19 protein-coding genes and 1 pseudogene are annotated in these 18,500 nt (G+C 71.6%); 16 read left to right on the forward strand and 4 right to left on the reverse strand.

All coding sequences use genetic code 11. The annotated features are described in order from the left end of the window. The first annotated feature begins 16 nt into the window (after window positions 1-16). From ABD067_RS09605 to ABD067_RS09615, 3 genes are all read left to right on the forward strand, one after another. A complete protein-coding gene (locus ABD067_RS09605) occupies window positions 17-493 on the forward strand; it encodes a hypothetical protein (RefSeq protein WP_343895029.1) in 477 nt (158 codons plus the stop codon). A gap of 236 nt (window positions 494-729) precedes the next feature. After that, a complete protein-coding gene (locus tag ABD067_RS09610) occupies window positions 730-1,617 on the forward strand; it encodes a TauD/TfdA dioxygenase family protein (protein WP_343895030.1) in 888 nt (295 codons plus the stop codon). 71 nt (window positions 1,618-1,688) lie between these two features. Next, window positions 1,689-2,087 carry a GNAT family N-acetyltransferase gene (locus ABD067_RS09615; RefSeq protein WP_343895031.1) on the forward strand — a complete coding sequence of 133 codons (399 nt, stop codon included), beginning with the start codon at window positions 1,689-1,691 and terminating at the stop codon, window positions 2,085-2,087. A 12-nt stretch (window positions 2,088-2,099) separates the two neighbouring features. On the opposite strand, the gene ABD067_RS09620 is transcribed toward ABD067_RS09615, so the two are convergent. Further along, entirely contained in the window at window positions 2,100-3,791 is a 1,692-nt protein-coding gene (locus tag ABD067_RS09620; protein WP_343895032.1) for an HWE histidine kinase domain-containing protein, read from the reverse strand. Between the two features lie 200 nt (window positions 3,792-3,991). Here ABD067_RS09620 and radA point away from each other — a divergent pair, with 200 nt between their 5' ends. From radA to ABD067_RS09655, 7 genes are all read left to right on the forward strand, one after another. After that, window positions 3,992-5,425, forward strand: a complete 1,434-nt coding sequence (radA, locus tag ABD067_RS09625; protein WP_343895033.1) for a DNA repair protein RadA — start codon at window positions 3,992-3,994, stop codon at window positions 5,423-5,425. A gap of 34 nt (window positions 5,426-5,459) precedes the next feature. Then, a complete protein-coding gene (locus ABD067_RS09630) occupies window positions 5,460-6,020 on the forward strand; it encodes a CvpA family protein (protein WP_343895034.1) in 561 nt (186 codons plus the stop codon). Between the two features lie 8 nt (window positions 6,021-6,028). After that, window positions 6,029-7,528 (forward strand): amidophosphoribosyltransferase, encoded by a 1,500-nt coding sequence (gene purF, locus ABD067_RS09635; protein ID WP_343895035.1) that lies wholly within the window; start codon window positions 6,029-6,031, stop codon window positions 7,526-7,528. Next, complete coding sequence (locus ABD067_RS09640; protein ID WP_343895036.1) at window positions 7,525-8,244, forward strand: SDR family NAD(P)-dependent oxidoreductase; 720 nt, start codon at window positions 7,525-7,527, stop codon at window positions 8,242-8,244. The genes purF and ABD067_RS09640 overlap by 4 nt, the downstream gene beginning before the upstream one ends. Before the next feature lie 258 nt (window positions 8,245-8,502). Continuing rightward, window positions 8,503-8,808 (forward strand): hypothetical protein, encoded by a 306-nt coding sequence (locus ABD067_RS09645; protein ID WP_343895037.1) that lies wholly within the window; start codon window positions 8,503-8,505, stop codon window positions 8,806-8,808. Between the two features lie 250 nt (window positions 8,809-9,058). Next, a complete protein-coding gene (locus ABD067_RS09650) occupies window positions 9,059-9,886 on the forward strand; it encodes a 23S rRNA (adenine(2030)-N(6))-methyltransferase RlmJ (protein WP_343895038.1) in 828 nt (275 codons plus the stop codon). 3 nt (window positions 9,887-9,889) lie between these two features. After that, window positions 9,890-10,891 carry an NAD(P)H-dependent glycerol-3-phosphate dehydrogenase gene (locus ABD067_RS09655; protein WP_343895039.1) on the forward strand — a complete coding sequence of 334 codons (1,002 nt, stop codon included), beginning with the start codon at window positions 9,890-9,892 and terminating at the stop codon, window positions 10,889-10,891. Between the two features lie 18 nt (window positions 10,892-10,909). Here the strand turns inward: ABD067_RS09655 and ABD067_RS09660 are convergent, their stop codons facing one another. Further along, a complete protein-coding gene (locus tag ABD067_RS09660) occupies window positions 10,910-11,626 on the reverse strand; it encodes a response regulator transcription factor (protein WP_343895040.1) in 717 nt (238 codons plus the stop codon). Window positions 11,627-12,014: 388 nt separating this feature from the next. On the opposite strand from ABD067_RS09660, the gene ABD067_RS09665 reads away from it, so the two are divergent. The 6 genes from ABD067_RS09665 to ABD067_RS09690 all read left to right on the forward strand — a co-directional run bounded on the left by ABD067_RS09665 (window position 12,015) and on the right by ABD067_RS09690 (window position 17,294). Further along, window positions 12,015-13,058 carry a GTP cyclohydrolase II gene (locus ABD067_RS09665; protein WP_343895052.1) on the forward strand — a complete coding sequence of 348 codons (1,044 nt, stop codon included), beginning with the start codon at window positions 12,015-12,017 and terminating at the stop codon, window positions 13,056-13,058. 15 nt (window positions 13,059-13,073) lie between these two features. Beyond that, window positions 13,074-13,559: a L,D-transpeptidase family protein gene (locus tag ABD067_RS09670; protein ID WP_343895041.1), complete on the forward strand. Its 486-nt coding sequence runs from the start codon at window positions 13,074-13,076 to the stop codon at window positions 13,557-13,559. A 227-nt stretch (window positions 13,560-13,786) separates the two neighbouring features. Beyond that, window positions 13,787-14,233: a succinate dehydrogenase, cytochrome b556 subunit gene (sdhC, locus tag ABD067_RS09675; RefSeq protein WP_343895042.1), complete on the forward strand. Its 447-nt coding sequence runs from the start codon at window positions 13,787-13,789 to the stop codon at window positions 14,231-14,233. A 13-nt stretch (window positions 14,234-14,246) separates the two neighbouring features. After that, a complete protein-coding gene (sdhD, locus tag ABD067_RS09680) occupies window positions 14,247-14,648 on the forward strand; it encodes a succinate dehydrogenase, hydrophobic membrane anchor protein (protein WP_343895043.1) in 402 nt (133 codons plus the stop codon). A gap of 25 nt (window positions 14,649-14,673) precedes the next feature. Continuing rightward, window positions 14,674-16,494, forward strand: a complete 1,821-nt coding sequence (gene sdhA / locus ABD067_RS09685) for a succinate dehydrogenase flavoprotein subunit (RefSeq protein WP_343895045.1) — start codon at window positions 14,674-14,676, stop codon at window positions 16,492-16,494. 17 nt (window positions 16,495-16,511) lie between these two features. After that, window positions 16,512-17,294: a succinate dehydrogenase iron-sulfur subunit gene (locus ABD067_RS09690; RefSeq protein WP_343895046.1), complete on the forward strand. Its 783-nt coding sequence runs from the start codon at window positions 16,512-16,514 to the stop codon at window positions 17,292-17,294. 281 nt (window positions 17,295-17,575) lie between these two features. Here the strand turns inward: ABD067_RS09690 and ABD067_RS09695 are convergent, their stop codons facing one another. Together ABD067_RS09695 and ABD067_RS09700 are read right to left on the reverse strand one after the other, a co-directional pair. Next, on the reverse strand, window positions 17,576-18,163 hold the full coding sequence (locus tag ABD067_RS09695; protein WP_343895047.1) for a peptidoglycan-binding domain-containing protein: 588 nt from the start codon (window positions 18,161-18,163) through the stop codon (window positions 17,576-17,578). A gap of 95 nt (window positions 18,164-18,258) precedes the next feature. After that, a pseudogene (locus ABD067_RS09700) lies at window positions 18,259-18,500 on the reverse strand (IS5/IS1182 family transposase); the annotation flags it as partial.

Below are 18,500 nucleotides of genomic sequence, written 5' to 3' on the forward strand. Positions count from 1 at the left end.
ATCGAAATCGAGTCCTATGCCGCGAATCAGCAGTGGAGGCTGGACGCCTCACGCCAAAAAAATGCGTGCGCGCTTGATGTACCAAAGAGGTCAGAGCTTCCTACTTGCAGCAGCGTTCTTGAAAGAAAAGGATGGTAGAGATCGGTATGCAGTACTTTATTTGCTTTGCCAAGGACTTGAAGTCATACTCAAATCCTTGTTGTTGATGAAAGATTACGAAAAACACAAACCAGAACTAAAGAAGACGTTTGGTCATAATGTCTCAAAACTTGCAGAGCAAGTATTGCGTGAGTTCAGCTTAAATGACCTCAAACCATCTTTGAGGGAAGAGCTGAGTGTCCTTAACTCCCTCTATCACAGCCCTATAAACACTTTACGCTATGCGTCCTTCATAGACATCCTGGTCGATCCAGTGAGCATTTCGACAAACTTGGTAGAAAGGCGATTGATGGCGCTACAACGTTTAGTCAAACGGAAGCTCGCGCCAATGTAGGTGCTGTATACAGGTTTTGTCTGTGGCCTACTCCAGCGCGTCGACCGGAGCGATCCAAGCAAGATAATATACGATTCGGGCCTGCTTCTCGAACTCGTGCGCTTAACCGTGGCAAAGTTGGCGCGGCGCCCGAGGCAAGCGTCTTAGGCGCGAGGCCTAACCGCCGCCTTGACCCTTCCCGCTTGGCAGGCGCTACCTTCCCCCACGACGCCGCCACGAGCGCCGAGGAGGGAACAATGCCGCTGCGACTCACCCCGCTCCACCCGCTCTTCGCCGCCGAGGTCGGCGGCCTGGACCTGCGCCGGACGCCCGGCCCGGAGGTCTGCGCCGAGATCGACCGCGCCATGGACCGCTACGCGGTGCTGGTGTTCCGCGGCCAGGAACTGGACGACGACCAGCAAATGGCCTTCGGCGAGGCGCTCGGCCCGCTGGAGACGACGCGCGGCACGGTGGACGCGCACAAGCACCGCCTTAAGCACGGGGCGATGAACGACATCTCCAACCTCGACGTGGACGGCAAGCTGCTCGCCGCCGACGACCGGCGCCGGATGTTCAACCTGGGCAACCAGCTCTGGCACAGCGACAGCAGCTTCAAGGCGACGCCGGCCAAGTACTCGATGCTGCACGCCCGCGTGGTGCCGCCCGACGGGGGCGACACCGAGTTCGCCGACATGCGCGCCGCCTGGGACGCGCTGCCGGAAAAGACGAAGGCGAAGGTGCGCGACCTCGTCACCGAGCACAGCCTGATCTTCTCCCGCGGCCAGCTCGGCTTCGCCGACTACACCGAGGAGGAGAAGAAGGCCTTCGCGCCGGTGCCGCAGCGCTTGGTGCGCTGGCACCCGGGGTCGCAGCGGCACTCGCTCTACCTGTCGTCGCACATCGGCCGCATCCAGGGCTGGCAGGTGCCGGAGGCGATGGCGCTGATCCGTTGGCTGGTGGAGTTCGCCACCCAGCGCCAGTTCGTCTACGCGCACACGTGGCGGCAGTGGGACCTGGTGATGTGGGACAACCGCGCCACCATGCACCGCGCCCGGCCCTACGAGGATGCCACCTACCCGCGCGACCTGCGGCGTGTGACGCTGGCGGACGTGGCGCCGACGCTTGAACAGCGGATGGCGGCCTGAGCGGCGACGCGCCGCCGCCCTTCCTCGCCGGCCACGCCGCCTGGGCGGGCCTCGCGCGCCCGCCCGCCGGCGTGGTTCTGGCGCGGGAGGAAGGGCGGCTCGAGGCGGCGGAGTACGCGGCGCTGGTCCGTTCCTCCGGCCTCGACCGGCCGGTGGACGACCTGCCTCGCATGGCGGCGATGCTGGCCGGGGCGGACCTGGTGGTCACGGCGCGCGACGACGCGGGGCAACTGCTTGGCGCGGCGCGCAGCGTCACCGATTTCGCGTGGTGCTGCTACCTGTCAGACCTCGTCGTGACGAAGGAACGGCAGCGCGGCGGGCTCGGCCGGTTGCTGCTCGCGGAAACCAAGCGCGCCGTGGGCCCCGGCTGCATGGTGCTGCTGCTCTCCACGCCTTCGGCCATGGGCTACTACCCCCGGCTCGGGATGGAGCGCGTGCCAAACGGCTTCCTGATCCGCCGCGACGGTTGAGTTCCACGCGGCTCAAGCCGGGGCGGCGTGCCTGGCCGGCAGGTTGAGCGTCGCGGTGAGACCTTCCTCTCGCCAGTCGCGCGCCAGCGTCGCGCCGAGTTGGCGCCCGGCCAAGGTGTCCAGCAAGCGGGTGCCGAAGCCGGCCCGGGCCGGCCGCGCGACCGCCGGGCCGCCCCGCTCCCGCCACGTCAGGCGCAGCGCGCCATCCCCGTCGTCGAGCCCCCATTCCAACTCCACCCGGCCCCTGGGCGCCGACAGGGCGCCGTGCTTGGCGGCGTTGGTGGCGAGTTCGTGCAGCAGCATGCCGACGGGCTGCGCCGCGTCCGCGGCGAGCCGGACCGGGGGACCGCCCGCCCGCACACGGTCCGCGTAGGGCGCGAGTTCCGTCCCGACCAGCGCGGCCAGGTCCACGCCGCGCCAGCTCTCGGCCGCCAGCAGGGAGTGGGCGCGGGACATGGCGGCGATGCGGCCTTCCACCGCCGACGCGAATTCCGCCGCGTCCCGGCGCGGCGTGAGCCGCACCAGCGAGAGGGCGACGGCGAGCGCGTTCCTCGCACGGTGGTCCACCTCCCGCAGCAGCAGCATCCGGCCTTCGGTGGCCTGCCGCCGTTCCGCGGCCGCCCGGGCCAGGGCGCCCAAGAGCCGATCGGCTTCTCGCAGGCCGGTGGAAGCCGGCGTCGGCGCCGCGTCGCCGCCCGCCGCCGCCACCCGCCCGAAGGCGCGGATCACCGTCCGGGCCAGCGCGAGCGCCAAGCCGAGCCCGACCGCCACCGCCAGCGCGCTACCGAGCAACGCCCGCCGCAGCTCCGCGCGCAGCGGCGCCTCGAAGCTCGCCTCCGGCATGGTGAGCACGGCGTGGTAGCCGCTCAGGGGCGCGCGGGCGAAGGCGATCACCGCGGGCGTGCCTTCCCGCGTCGGAAGCCCGCGGATGAGGCCCTCCGGGGCGGCGTGGAGCCGGGCCACCACCTCCGGCCGGCCGGGCAGGCCGGCGGTTTCCGCGTCGTTGACCGTGCGCGCCACGATGCGGCCGGTCCGGTCGGCGAGGATGCCCACCTCGCCTTCGGCCGCGGACGGATTCGCCTGGAGCAGCATCGCCGCCAGGCGCTCGCGGGAGAAGGAAAGGCCGAGGCCGTGTCCGGGCGGCCCGGCCGGGGACGGCACGGGCACGCCGACGCCGATGGCGGCCCGCCCGGTGACGGTCCCGGCGAAGAGGTTGCTCACCTCCGCCTTGCCCGATGCGACCACCCGCCGCGCGTCCTCCGGCGCAGGCACGCCGACGCGCCGCTCGCCCGGTGCCCAGGCCGTGGTGAGCACGACCCGCCCGGCCCTGTTGACCAGCGTGACGGGGGCGCCCCCGTTCCGGGCGGAGACGGTGCGCATCTCGCCTTCGAAGGTTTCGAGGTCGCCGCCGGCGAGCGCGGCGGAGGCGCCGAGGCCGTCCAGCGTCGCCTGCGCCACGCGGAACTCCGCGTCGAGCCGGTGCGCCAGTCCGCGGACCCGTTCGAGCAGTTCGGCCTCGGCCCGCGCGCGCGCCCGGGCTTGGCCGGACGACACGGCGGCGACGTTGAGCGTGATCAGCGGGAGCGCCACGGCCGCCACCAGCAGGATCAGGATCTCGCGGAGGCTGCGGGACGCGCGGCACGGGGCCGGCTGGCCCTGGGCGGGGCGCGGAGCGGCGGCGACGCTCTCGACATCGGCGGACACGGGAAGCGTCGCTTTTTCCTGAAAACCCAACTTTCGGTAGCCGGTTTCGCTTCGAGATTCTACAGCCGCATCGTGCGCGGAACCACGGACGCGCCGGTGGGGACAGCGGGTTCCGAAACGCCTATATCGTCGATGTTCCTATTTCGTGCCGCGGTGCCCGACGCGTCCAGGGCGACGGCACGCCCGTTCCCGGAGGTCGAGTGAAGAACCGCACCCTCTTCGTTTGCCAAGCCTGCGGCGCCACGCACCCGAAATGGCAGGGCAAGTGCGAAGCTTGCGGCGGGTGGAACACCCTCCAGGAAGAAGCGCCCGCGCCGCGCCCGAGCGGCCCCGCGGCCAAGGCCGGCGGCGGGCGCCGGGTGGAGTTCGTCGGGTTGGAGGGCACCGCCGCCCCGCCGCCGCGCGTGCCGACCGGCATCGCCGAGTTGGACCGGGTGCTGGGCGGCGGCATCGTGCCGGCCTCGGCCGTGCTGGTGGGCGGCGATCCGGGCATCGGCAAGTCCACCATCCTGTTGCAGGCCGCGGCGCGCGTCGCGGCGGCCGGGCGGCGCGTGCTCTACGTCAGCGGCGAGGAGGCGGTGGAGCAGGTTCGGCTGCGCGCCCGCCGCCTTGGATTGGAGGGCGCTCCCTTGGCCCTCGCTGCCGCCACCGCGCTGCGCGACATCGCCGCCAGCCTGGAGCGGGAGGCAGATGCCGCGCTGGTGGTGATCGATTCCATCCAGACCATGTGGCTGGACGCCCTGGACAGCGCGCCGGGCACGGTGGCCCAGGTGCGGGCCTGCGCCGCCGAGCTGATCCGGCTGGCCAAGACGCGCGGCTTCGCCGTGATCCTCGTGGGGCACGTCACCAAGGAGGGCACGCTCGCCGGCCCGCGGGTGCTGGAGCACATGGTGGACGCCACGCTCTACTTCGAAGGCGACCGCGGCCACCAGTTCCGCATCCTGCGCGCGGTGAAGAACCGCTTCGGCGCCACCGACGAGATCGGCGTGTTCGAGATGACGGACCGCGGCTTGGTGGAGGTGGCGAACCCCTCCGCCCTGTTCCTGGCGGAGCGGCGCGGCAACGTTTCGGGCTCCGCGGTCTTCGCCGGGGTCGAGGGGACGCGGCCGGTGCTGGTGGAGGTGCAGGCGCTGCTGGCGCCCTCGGCCGGCGGCTCGCCCAGGCGTCAGGTGGTCGGCTGGGACGCCGGGCGGCTCTCGATGCTGCTGGCGGTGCTGGAGTCGCGCTGCGGCCTCACGCTCGGCGCCAACGATGTTTACCTCAACATCGCGGGCGGCTTGCGCATCGCCGAGCCGGCGGCCGACCTCGCCGTGGCGGCGGCGCTCACCTCCGCGGCCACCGACCGGCCGACGGATGCCGAAACGGTTTATTTCGGCGAGGTCGGCCTGTCGGGCGAGGTGCGGCAGGTGGCCCAGGCCGAGGCGCGGCTTCGGGAGGCGCAGAAGCTCGGATTCGCCGCCGCCGTGCTGCCCCGGCGCCTCGCCCGCGGCGGGCGGCCCCCGGTGGCGCTGGACGGGTTGCGGCTGACCGAGACCGGGCACTTGGCCGACCTGGTCGCGTCCTTCGCGGAGAAGACCGTCCGGCGCGGCGGGGAGGGGCCGGCGAGGGCGGCCGCGGTGGCCAAGCCGGCGTGACTTTCCTGCCCCTCTCCGCTATGTCGCCCCCGCGATGAACTGGGTCGATGGCGTGGTGCTGGCGGTGCTCGCCCTCTCGGCGGTCGTCGCGCTGTTCCGTGGGTTGGTGCAGGAGGTGCTGGGGATCGGGGCCTGGGTCGGCGCCGCCTTCGCCGCGCTGGCGTTGCAGCCCGTGCTCTCCCCGTACCTGCTCCCATCGGTGGAAACGCCCTGGATCGCCGACGCCATCGCCCTCGCGGGCGTCTTCCTGGTGGTGCTGGTCGCCTTGAAGATCGCCATCGCCGCCATCGCGCGGCGGGTGCAGGACTCGGCGCTCGGCGGGACTGATCGCGCCCTCGGGATGGTGTTCGGCTTGGCCTGGGGTGCATTCTTGGTGGTGGTCGCCTATATCCTGGGCGGAATGGTCCTGTCCGAACCGGAGCGGTGGCCGGAGCCGGTGCGGCAGGCGCGGTCCTTGCCGGTGGTCGCCGAGGGAGCGCGCTGGTTGATGGAGCAACTGCCGCCCGACTACCGGGCCAAGCTGGTGGCCCCGCCGTCCTTGCCCGACCCGGGCTTCAATGATTTGGTCCGCCCGCCGGCGCGGAATCGGACGTGAGAACCTCCATGAATGAGATGTCCACCCGCCCCTGGCCGGCGGGCGATGACGACAAGTTCCATGAGGAGTGCGGCGTCTTCGGCGTGTGGAACGCCACGGACGCGGCGGCGCTGGCGGCGCTGGGCCTCCACGCCCTCCAGCACCGGGGGCAGGAGGCGGCGGGCATCGTCAGCCTGGACGAGGCAGGCATCTTCCATTCCCACAAGGGGCAGGGGCTGGTCGGGGACAACTTCGGCGACGCCAAGGTGATGGCCTCGCTCCGGGGCCGCGCCGCCCTGGCCCACAACCGCTACGCCACCACCGGCGAGACGGCGCTGCGCAACGTGCAGCCGCTCTACGCCGACTTCGCCTTCGGCGGCTTCGCGGTGGCGCACAACGGCAACCTGACCAACGCGCACGGGCTGCGCCGCGCCCTGGTGCAGCGCGGCTGCTTGTTCCAGAGCACCACGGACTCGGAGGTGTTCATCCACCTCATCGCCATCAGCCTCTACTCCACCGTGGCGGACCGGTTGATCGACGCGCTGAAGCAGGTGCAGGGCGCCTACAGCCTGGTGGCGCTCCACAACGGCGCCATGATCGGCGCGCGCGACCCGCTGGGCGTGCGTCCGCTGGTGCTGGGCCGGCTCGGCGGCGCCCCCGGCGAGGCGGAGGGCGGGCCGGGCTGGGTGCTGGCGAGCGAGACCTGCGCCCTCGACATCGTCGGCGCCGAATTCGTGCGCGATGTGGACCCGGGCGAGATCGTCATCGTGGACGACGCGGGCGTGCGCAGCATCAAGCCCTTCGGCCGGCAGCAGAGCCGCTTCTGCGTCTTCGAGTACATCTACTTCGCCCGCCCCGACAGCGTGGTGGAGGGCACGCCGGTCTACGGCACGCGCAAGCGCATCGGTGCCGAGTTGGCGCGCGAGAGCGGCGTGCCGGCGGATGTGGTGGTGCCGGTGCCGGACAGCGGCGTGCCGGCGGCGATGGGCTACGCGGCGGAAGCGGGCATCCCGTTCGAGCTGGGCATCATCCGCAACCACTACGTCGGCCGCACCTTCATCGAGCCGACGGACCAGATCCGCCACCTAGGCGTGAAGCTGAAGCACAGCGCCAACCGGCCGGCGCTGGAGGGCAAGCGCGTGGTGCTGGTGGACGACTCCATCGTGCGCGGCACCACCAGCCGCAAGATCGTGGAGATGGTGCGCGCGGCCGGGGCCAGGGAGGTGCACATGCGCGTCTCCTCGCCGCCCACGACCCACTCCTGCCACTACGGCATCGACACGCCGGAACGCGCGAAGCTGATGGCGGCCCAGCACGACCTGGAGGGGATGGCGCGCATCATCGGCGTGGACAGCCTCGCCTTCATCTCGCTGGACGGGCTGTACCGCGCGCTCGGCAAGCCGGGGCGCGACATGGAGCGGCCGGGCTTCTGCGACGCCTGCTTCACCGGCGATTACGCCATCCCGCTGACGGACGCGATGGGCAACGCGGCGGACCGCCAACTCTCTTTGCTCCAGGTCAGCCAATGACAGACAGGCCGCTCGCCGGCTCGGTGGCGCTCGTCACCGGCGCCTCACGCGGCATCGGCGCTGCGGTGGCGGTGGAACTGGCGCGGCTGGGGGCGCATTGCGTTCTGACGGCGCGCACCCAAGGCGGGCTGGAGGAAACGGACGACGCGGTCCGCGCCACAGGCGGCGCCGCGACCTTGCTGCCGCTCGACCTGGCGAAGCAGGCCGAGAAGATCGACATGCTCGGCCCCTCCATCGTGGAGCGCTTCCGGCGGCTCGACATCCTCGTCCATGCCGCAGGGGTGCTCGCCAAGCTGACGCCGGTGGCGCACATCCAGCCGCGCGATTGGCAGGAGGCGGTGGCGGTGAACCTGTCCGCCTGCTGGCGCCTGATCCGGAGCTGCGACCCGCCGCTGCGCGCCGCGCCGGCGGGGCGCGCTGTGGTGCTGACCGACGCGGTGGCGGCGGAGCCGCGCGCCTACTGGGGCCTCTACGGCGCAGGCAAGGCGGGGCAGGAGCACCTGGTCCGCGCCTGGGCCGCCGAGACGGCGCGCACGCCGCTCCGCGTGTCGCTGTTCGACCCTGGCCCGGTCGCCACGCAACTGCGCACCGTCGCCATGCCCGGCGAGGACCCGGCGGGGCTGCGGCGACCGGCGGAGGTGGCACCGGCCGTCGCCGCGCTGTGCGTGCCGGAAGAGGCGCGGCGCGGTGCGGCAGGTCGCGTCACCGGACCTTGACGCGCTCCGGCGGCATCGCCCCTCGGCTCGCGGCGCGGAGCGGGAGGGCACCCCGGAGCCGGCGTACCCCTTTTCCTCCCAGGCCTCCGCTGCCCCGGATGCGTCGGCTGCGCTGCGGCGGAACGTTCGGCCTGGGCGGGGTTGAGGGCCTTTTCCGGAACGGGCAGGCTCCGCGCCGGCAGTGCTCCTGACCCCGTCACGGCGGCCGTGGCCACCCCCGGCACCGCCGGGGCGTGGCCTGCCTCCTCGGAGGGCGCGATGACGGCGAATCGACGCGAACTCATCCTGTTGCCCGCGCTGGGCGCCGCCGCGGCGCTCGCGGCTTGCGTGCGCACGGCCCCCATCCAGGACGGGGGCGGCGAATTCACCGGGCGCGGCACCCTGTCGCGGCGCGCCGACCAGGTCCGCCGGGCCGGGGCGGGGCTCGGCTGGCGGATGGAGCCGCGGGGCCCCGGCCTCGTGCGCGGCACGCTGAACCTGCGCAAGCACCAAGCCGTGATGGGCATCCCGCACGACACGCAGCGCTTCGCCATCCGCTACGTCTCGAGCAGCAATCTCGACTAAGACGGCACGTCCATACACCGGAACTACAACAGTTGGGTGCGGAACCTGCAGAACGCGATCCTGGCGCAGCCCGTGACGAACGCCTGACGGCGCCGGCCCGGGGCGGCTCGACATCCGTGCGCAGGACCCCGGATCGCCGTTTTCGCCGCGTCGGCCACGGCCCCCAGCACGGGGGAGGCGCCACGGTCATGGCCCTCCGGGCGCCTTCCGCCTCCGTCGCGGGCCAGCGACAGCGCCCGCCTCGCCGTCCATGAACTACCGCCACGCCTTCCACGCCGGCAACTTCGCCGACTGCTTGAAGCACTCCCTGCTGGTCTGGATCGTGCGGGCGCTCGGCCGCAAGCCGGCGCCGTTCCGCGTGCTGGACACCCACGCCGGCGCGGGCGCCTACGACCTCGGGTCGGAGGCGGCGCGGCGCGGCGGTGAGTGGCAGGCCGGCATCGGCCGCCTGCTCGGCGTCACCGAAGGGCCGTTGGCGGATTACGCGGCGCTGGCGCGGGACTCCGGTGCGCCGGCCCGCTATCCCGGCTCGCCCGAGTTGGTCCGGGCATTGCTGCGGCCGGAGGACCGGCTGGTCTGCGTCGAACTGCACCCAGAGGAGCACGCGGCGCTCCGTGCCCGCTTCCGCGCCGACCCGCGCGTGTCGGTGCATCGACGCGACGGCTGGGAGGCTTTGCGGGCGCTCACGCCCTTCCCGGAACGGCGGGGCTTGGTGCTGATGGACCCGCCCTTCGAGCGGCCGGGCGAATTCGAGCGCTTGGCCGAGGGCCTATCCGTGGTGGCGCGGCGATTCCGGGGCGCGGTGCAGGCCGCGTGGTACCCCATCAAGCACCGGGCGCCGGCGCGCGCCTTCCACGCCGCGGTGGAAGCGTCCGGGCTGCGGGACGCGGTCGCGGCCGAGTTGTGGTTGCGCGAACCGACCGACCCCGCCCGCCTGAACGGCTGCGGTCTGCTTGTGACGAATCCGCCCTGGGGCTTCGAGGCGGAGGCGCGCGGAGTCCTGGCCGCGTTGGAGGGGCGCTTGGGCGCGGGCGAGGCTGGCCAGGGGTGGGCCGTCACCCGCGTCGCGGAGGAGTAGCGGATGCCGGCGGCAAGGGGCGGAAGCGGTGTGTGCGTGCTGGGCGCCGGCGCCTGGGGCACGGCGCTGGCCATCCAGGCGGCGCGGGCGGGGGCGGCACGGGTTTCGCTCTGGGCCCGGGACCCGGCGCGGGCTGCCGCGATGGAGGCCGCGCGGGAAAACGCCCGGCACCTGCCCGGCGCGGCCCTGCCGCCCGCGATCGGCGTCACCGCGGACATGGCGGTGGCGCTGGCCGGCGCCACGCTTACGGTGCTGGCGGTGCCGGCGCAGCACCTGCGGCCCGTGCTGGTTGCGCTGCCGCCGGCGGTTCCACCTTTGGTCGTCGTCGCCAAGGGCGTCGAGGCGGGCAGCCTCAAGCTGCCGTTGGAGGCGGTCGCGGAAGCGCGACCCGGTCTCGCCGCCGCCGTGCTCTCTGGGCCGAACTTCGCGCACGAGGTCGCCGCCGGCCTCCCCGCTGCCGCGGTCGTCGCCGGGCTCGACGCCGGCTTGCGCGAGCGCGCGGCGGCACTGCTGGGCTCGCCCGGCTTCCGCCTCTACGGCAGCGACGACCCGGTGGGCGTGCAGGTGGGCGGGGCGGCGAAGAACGTCATCGCCATCGCCGCGGGCGCGGTGATCGGCGCCGGTTTGGGTGAGAACGCGCGCGCCGCGCTGGTGACGCGCGGCCTCGCCGAAATTTCCCGCTTGGCGGTCGCGCTCGGCGGGCGGGCGGAAACCGTGGCCGGGCTGTCGGGGCTCGGCGATCTGCTGCTCACCGCCGCGGGGCAGGCGAGCCGCAACACCTCCCTCGGTGTCGAACTCGGGCGCGGGCGGAGCCTGGGAGCGGTGCTGGCTGGCCGGGTCGGCGTGACCGAGGGCGTCGCCACCGCGCCGGCCCTGGTGTCGCGCGCGGCGGCGGCAGGGGTCGAGTTGCCGATTTGCGAAGCGGTGGCGGATCTGCTCGCAGGCCGCGTGACGGTGGCGGAGGCCATGGCGCGGCTGCTGGCCCGGCCGCGCCGCGACGAGTGACGGCGCGCGACGGCGGCGTCAGGCCGCCGCTTGGCCCGCCTGGGCGTCCAGCCGGTAGCCGCCGCCTTCCGTGAGCAGGAGGCGGGTGTTGGCCGGGTCGGGCTCGATCTTCTGCCGAAGGCGGTAGATGTGCGTCTCCAGCGTGTGCGTGGTCACCGCCGAGTTGTAGCCCCACACCTCGTTCAGCAGCACCTGCCGCCCGACCGGGCGGCCGGAGGCGCGGTACAGGAACTTGAGGATCGCGCTCTCCTTTTCGGTGAGGCGAATCTTCCTGTTCTTGGCCGGCTCCAGCAGCAGCTTGGCCGAGGGGCGGAACATGTAGGGGCCGATGGTGAACACCGCGTCCTCGGAGTTGTCGAAGACGCGGAGCTGGGCGCGCACGCGGGCCAGCAGCTCGTTGAGGCGGAAGGGCTTGGCGATGTAGTCGTTGGCGCCGGCGTCCAGCCCGCGCACCACGTCCTGCTCCGCGTCCGCCCCCGTCAGCATGATCACGGGGATCTTGAGGCCCTGCTTGCGCAAGCGGGCGCACAACTCCCGCCCGTCGCCGTCCGGCAGCCCGATGTCGAGCAGCACGGCGTCGTAGCGGGCCTCCGGCCCGGTCAGTAGCTGTTCGGCGTCCTTGGCGGTCTCCGCCTCGGCCGGCGCGAACTCGCCATCGAGGGAAAGTTGCTCGGCCAGCGTTTGTCTCAACGCGGCGTCGTCGTCGACGATCAGCAACGGGCGTGGGCCGGCCATGCCATCTCCAAGCGAGGGAAGGGGCGTCTCATATGTCTTGCGCCTGAACTGACTCCGTTCGATGGCGAACCTGAGGCGGGTGTGTCAAGAGCTGTTCGTAACACAACAAAAATGAAAGAGCCATTCCTATGTTGCTGGTCCAACATCGGGGCGGTTGTATACGCCTTGGCGGCGCCATATTGCGAGAGCGGTATGCTGTTGGTGCCACCACCGGGTCGGCCGCCTCCCTTGTAACCCATATGGCTGTCCGATCGTGCAGAACAGGTTGAAATCGAAATCTCCCGCGCCGATGGACGCGGCTGCGCGATCCTTGCGGGCGGTGCATCGCGCCGCCGCGGATCTCCGGCGCGGCACGCCCATCTTGCTAAACGGCAATGATCACGTATTGGTGATCGTTAGCGCCGAGACGGTCGGGGCGGGCGGCTTGGCCGAGATCGCGGCCTGCGCGGCCGATTCGCCGATGCTCCTGGTGGCGTCCGCGCGCGCCGCCGCGTTGGTGCGGGCGACGGTCCCGCCCGGCTCGGCGCAGGTGGTGCCCTTGCCATTGGCGTCGCCGGAGCTCGCGGCGTTCCGCCTCCCGTCCGCCTTGCTCGACCCGATGGCCCTCCGCGGCTTGGCGGACCCCACTGTCGGGCTGGAGTTCCCGGACCTGCCGCAACCGTTCCGCGACCCGCCGCTACTGGCCCCTGCCGCCCTCGCGCTCGCGAAATTGGCGCGCTTGTTGCCGGCCGTGGTGGCGGCGTCCGCGGCGCCGGCTTCGCTGGAAGCGGAGGGGTTGTTGGAGGTAGGAGCGGCGGACGTCCTCGCCTACCCGGCCGGCGCGGCCGCCTCGCTCTGGCCGGTCGCGGAAGCCGCTGTGCCGCTGGACGGCGCCGCCGACGCGCGGCTGGTCGCGTTCCGCGCGGCCGACGGCGGCGTCGAGCACTTGGCGATCCTGATAGGCCGGCCGGATGAAGTGGCGCGCGCCGGCGGGAAGGCGCCCTTGGCGCGCCTGCACTCCGAATGCTTCACGGGCGACCTGCTCGGCTCGCTCCGTTGCGATTGCGGCTCCCAGCTCCGCGGGGCCATCGCCCGCATGGCGGAGGAGGGCGCGGGCGTGCTGCTGTACCTGGCCCAGGAAGGGCGCGGCATCGGCTTGGTGAACAAGCTGCGCGCCTACAGCCTGCAGGACGGCGGCCTCGACACGCTCGACGCCAACCGGGCGCTGGGCTGGGGCGCCGACGAGCGCAACTTCCTGGTCGCCGCCGCCATGCTGGAGCGCCTCGGCGTGGACCGCGTCCGGCTGCTGACCAACAACCCCGACAAGCTGGCGGGGCTGGCCGCGTGCGGCATCCGGGTGGAGGGGCGGGAAGCGCACGCCTTCGCGCCCAACGGCGTCAACGATGGCTACCTCGAAACAAAGGCCCGCCGCTTCGGCCACCTGCTGGGCTGACCCGTGCAGGCGGTGGTGACCCCGGACGGTCTGTTCCGCCTCGGCCGCGAGACCTTCCGTTGCGCGCTGGGCCGCGGCGGCATCCGCGCGGACAAGCGGGAAGGCGACGGCGCCACGCCCGTCGGCGACTTGCCCCTGCGGCGCGTCCTCTACCGCGCCGACCGGGTCGCCGTCCCGTCCTGTGGCGTCCCGGTGGAGCCGCTCTCGCCGAGCGACGGCTGGTGCGACGACCCGGCGCACCCGGACTACAACCGCGCCGTCCGCCTGCCCCATCCGGCGCGCCACGAGCGGATGTGGCGCGAGGACCGCGTTTACGACATCGTCGGCGTGCTCGGTTGGAACGATGCGCCGGTGCGGCGCGGGCGCGGCAGCGCCATCTTCCTGCACTTGGCGCGCCCGGACCTGGCGCCCACCGAGGGGTGCGTGGCGCTCTCGGAGGCTGACCTGCGCGCCGTGCTGGCCTCCGGCCTGTCCAGCGTCCTCGTGTCGCCGGGCATCTGACGGGCGCGCCGAGCGAAGCGGCACGCGGGCGGCACATGGCGGTTTCGGAACGTACCGGGCGGGGTCCGCGGTCGGCTCGGTCGCGGGTGGGGAGCCGACTTTCCTCCACCTCCCGCTCCGCGACCGGACACGCGGGCGCGTCCGATTGACGCTTTCCGCGGCGACACCATAGATGTGGCGCCGAATCAGGGCGCTAGTGCGCCGCCGAAGACCGGAGTCGAGACCCCATGTCGATCATGCAGGATTCGCGGGAGGCCACCATGGCCGGCCGCCGCACCGACGGCTCGGCCGTCAAGCGGCCGCTGTCGCCGCACCTGCAAGTCTACGACATGCTGCAACTGACGAGCGCGCTGTCCATCTCCAGCCGCATCACCGGCGCGGCCTGGGGCTTGGGGCTGGTGCTGCTGGTGTGGTGGCTGGTGGCCGCGGCGTCTGGACCTTCTGCCTTCGCCACCGTGCAGTGGTTCCTGTCGTCCTGGCTCGGCCTGCTGGTGCTCTTCGGCATGACGGGGGCGGCTTGGTACCACACGCTGAACGGCGTGCGGCACCTCGCTTGGGACGCTGGCTACGGCTACGACATCCCGACCACCTACCGCTCCGGCCGCATCGTCCTGATCGGCACCGCCGTCATGACGGTGCTGACCTGGATCGTCGCCGTCATGGCTTGGGCGTAGGGGAGGACGGACCATGGCGGGTCACGAATACGCAGGCCACACCACGCTGCGTTCGCCGCTCGGACGGGTGCGCGGCCTCGGTTCGGCAAAGTCCGGCACGCACCACTGGTGGCTGCAACGCGTCACCTCTGTGCTGCTGCTGCCGCTGACCATCTGGTTCGCGCTGTCGGCCGCGCTGCTCGCCGGCGCGTCCCATGCAGAAACGGTCGCGTGGATCGGGCGGCCGCACAACGCGGTGCTGCTGCTGGCCACCATCGGCCTGTCGTTCCACCACACCGCGGCCGGCGCGCAGGTCATCCTGGACGACTATGTGAATCGGGAGTGGGCGCGGATGGGTGCGATCCTGGCCGTGAACACCATATGTGGTTTGTTGGCTTTGGCCTCCGCCCTCGCGGTCCTCCGGATGGCGATTTGAGGCGGGCCGCAGGGAATCCAGGACGATGAACGCGATCACCCAGCCGCCTTCCAGCCCCTCGCGCGGGGCCTACCGCATCGTCGACCACACCTACGACGTGGTGGTGGTGGGAGCCGGCGGCGCCGGCCTGCGCGCGACCTTCGGCATGGGCGCGACCGGGCTCAAAACCGCCTGCATCACCAAGGTCTTCCCGACCCGCAGCCACACGGTCGCTGCGCAGGGCGGCGTGGGAGCCGCGCTCGGCAACATGGGCGAGGACGACTGGCGCTGGCACATGTACGACACCGTGAAGGGGTCGGACTGGCTCGGCGACCAGGACGCCATCGAGTACATGTGCCGCGAGGCTATCCCCGCGATCATCGAGCTGGAGCACTACGGCGTGCCCTTCAGCCGCACGGAGGACGGGCGCATTTACCAGCGGCCCTTCGGCGGCCACATGCAGAATTACGGCAAGACGCCGGCCATGCGCGCCTGCGCCGCCGCCGACCGCACCGGCCATGCCATCCTGCACACGCTCTACCAGCAGAGCCTGAAGCACAACTGCGAGTTCTTCGTCGAGTACATCGCCCTCGACCTGATCATGGACGAGGGCGTGTGCCGCGGCGTGATGGCGTGGGACCTGGCGGACGGCACCATCCACCGCTTCCGCGCCCAGACCACCGTGCTGGCGACCGGCGGCTACGGCCGCGCCTACTTCTCCTGCACCTCCGCCCACACCTGCACCGGCGACGGCAACGCCATGGCGCTGCGCGCCGGCATCCCGTTGCAGGACCAGGAGTTCGTGCAATTCCACCCGACGGGCATTTACGGCTCCGGTTGCCTGGTGACGGAGGGCGCGCGGGGCGAGGGCGGCTACCTCACCAACTCGGAGGGCGAGCGCTTCATGGAGCGCTACGCGCCGACCGCGAAGGACCTCGCCTCCCGCGACGTGGTGTCGCGCGCCATGTCCATGGAGATCCGAGAGGGCCGGGGCGTCGGGCCGCAGAAGGACCACATCCACCTGCACCTGGAGCACCTCGGCGCGGACCTGCTGCACGAGCGGCTGCCCGGCATCTCCGAGACGGCGAAGATCTTCGCCGGCGTGGACGTGACCAAGGAGCCGATCCCGATGCTCCCGACCGTCCACTACAACATGGGCGGCATCCCGACTAACATCCACACGGAGGTGCTGAACCCCGCGCCGGACGACCAGGACCGCGTGGTGCCCGGCCTGATGGCGGTGGGCGAGGCGGCCTGCGTCTCCGTCCACGGCGCCAACCGCCTCGGCACCAACTCGCTGCTCGACCTCGTGGTGTTCGGCCGCGCCGCGGCGCACCGCGCCAAGGAGACAATCAAGCCCGGCGGCTCGCAGGCGCCGCTGCCGCCGAAGGCCGGCGAAGGGGCGCTCGACCGGCTGGACCGCGTGCGCCACGCCAAGGGCGGCACCATGGTCGGCGAACTACGTTTGAAGATGCAGCGCGCCATGCAGGAGCACGCGGCGGTGTTCCGCACCAGCGACCTGCTGCGCGAAGGCGTGCAGAAGATGCGCGACATCCAGGGCGGCTACGCCGACGTCCGCATCGCCGACCGCAGCATGATCTGGAACAGCGACCTGACGGAGGCGCTGGAGCTGGAGAACCTGATCGGCAACGCGCTCACCACGGTCGTCAGCGCCGAGGCGCGCAAGGAGAGTCGCGGCGCCCACGCGCAAGAGGACTACCCCGAGCGCGACGACGAGAACTGGATGAAGCACACATTGGCCTGGATGGACGGGCGCGGGAACGTCAAGCTCGACTACCGCGACGTGAAGATGCGCACCCTGACCAACGACGTGCAGGTCTTCCCGCCCAAGGCGCGGGTTTATTGAGGAACGACGCTTAGGCCATGGCCACTTTCACGCTGCCCAAGAACTCGCGCATCACCGAAGGCAAGACCTTCAAGGCGGAGCCGGGCGCGAAAAACCTCAAAACGTTCAAGATCTATCGCTGGGACCCGGACAGCGACGCCACTCCGCGGCTCGACACTTTCGAGATCGACCTCGACAAGTGCGGGCCGATGGTCCTGGACGCGCTCACCAAGATCAAGAACGAGATCGACACCACCCTCACCTACCGCCGGTCCTGCCGCGAGGGCATCTGCGGCTCCTGCTCGATGAACATCGACGGGCTGAACACCCTCGCCTGCCTCAAGCCGATCGACGACGTGAAGGGCGACGTACGCATCTACCCGCTGCCGCACATGCCGGTGGTGAAGGACTTGGTGCCGGACCTGACGCAGATCTACGCGCAACTCCGCTCCATCGAGCCCTGGCTCAAGTCGGACACGCCGCCGCCGCCCGACGCCGAGCGCCGCCAGTCCAAGGAGGAGCGCGCCAAGCTGGACGGGTTGTGGGAGTGCATCCTGTGCTTCTGCTGCTCCACCGCTTGCCCGTCCTACTGGTGGAATGGCGACCGCTATCTCGGGCCCGCGGTGCTGATCCAGGCCTATCGCTGGATCGCTGACAGCCGCGACGAGGCGACGGGCGAGCGGTTGGACTACCTGGAAGACCCGTTCCGGCTGTACCGCTGCCACACCATCATGAATTGCGCCCGCGCCTGCCCGAAGGGCCTCAACCCGGCGGCGGCGATCGGCAAGATCCGGCAGATGCTGGTGGAGCGGCAGGCCTGACATAGCCCCCGCTTCGATGGCCGTTTTGGCTTTTCCCCAACCAGCGAAAGGCCGGGACGAGGCCTGCGGCGAAAGGTTTCGGATTGCCGGGCCGGCGCTGCGCTGTTCGTCGCTGCGCGCGGTATCGAGCCTTGCACCCCCGCGCAGTCCGCCCACCTCGCCGCATAGCCAGCACTCCGCACAACGTGGTCGAGCCTTCCTGGGCCAGGACGAAGGAGTGGTGCGGCTTCGCCGCCCCTGACTGGCCAAAGGGTGACGAACCCTGCCGCCGCGGAGCCGGGTCAGCGGTACGGCGCCTCCAGGTTGTTCGGGTCGAGGCCCAGGGCCTGTGCCGTCGCCGGGTTGATCTGCCCGGTGGATTGCAGCCCGCGGCCCTGCTGGAACCGCTCGATCGCGGCCTGCGTCCCGGCGCCCCACGCCCCGTCCACTTGCCCGCGGTAGAAACCGAGGGCGCGCAGTCGGGATTGCACGTTGCGCACGGCAGCCCTGCTCAAGGCGTTCGACGCGGCGGCGGCGGCTGGGGCGGCGTCAACACCTGTGCCGGGCGCGCCTGGCCGTACGGCCGTCAGTTCGGCGGGGTTGAGGCCGAGCGTCGCGGCCGTGGCTTGGTTGAGCTGGCCCGTCACTTGGAGGCCGCGGCTCTGCTGGAAGCGTTCTAGCGCCGATTGGCTGTCCGGCCCCCAGATGCCATCCGCGCGGCCGTTGTAGGCGCCCACCTGGCGCAACCGTTCCTGCACCTGCGTCAACGCCGCGGGCGACAGCGGCTGCGAATACACCAAGCCAGGCGACGCGGGCTGCGCCAACGCCCCCGGCACCAAGGCCGGGCCTGCCAAAAGCAGCCCGGCCAACACCGTTCCACTCAGTCGCATGGACATGCCCTCCTCCGCATCTTTCCGCATCAACACCGAGGCGGGGGCAGAGTTGCGGACGCGGGGGGAGGGTGGCTGCCCTCACGTTCTTAGGATCAGGGACAAAACCGCCTGACCTGCCTTATGCAGACGATGGCGCATCCGAGGGTGGTCAGGGCGAGGTGGACGTAGGCGCGACGCTCGTGCCGGACCGCGAGGCGGCGGGGCTGGGCGAGCCAAGCCAATGTGCGCTCGACGTTCCGCCGGTGCCGCCCGAGCCGTTCGCCGCTGTCGACCCCACGGACCGCGATCCGCGGCGCGATGCCGCGGCCCCGGCGCTCGCGGCGGCAGCGGCGGC

Source organism: Craurococcus roseus (assembly GCF_039523795.1).
Taxonomy (GTDB): domain Bacteria; phylum Pseudomonadota; class Alphaproteobacteria; order Acetobacterales; family Acetobacteraceae; genus Craurococcus; species Craurococcus roseus.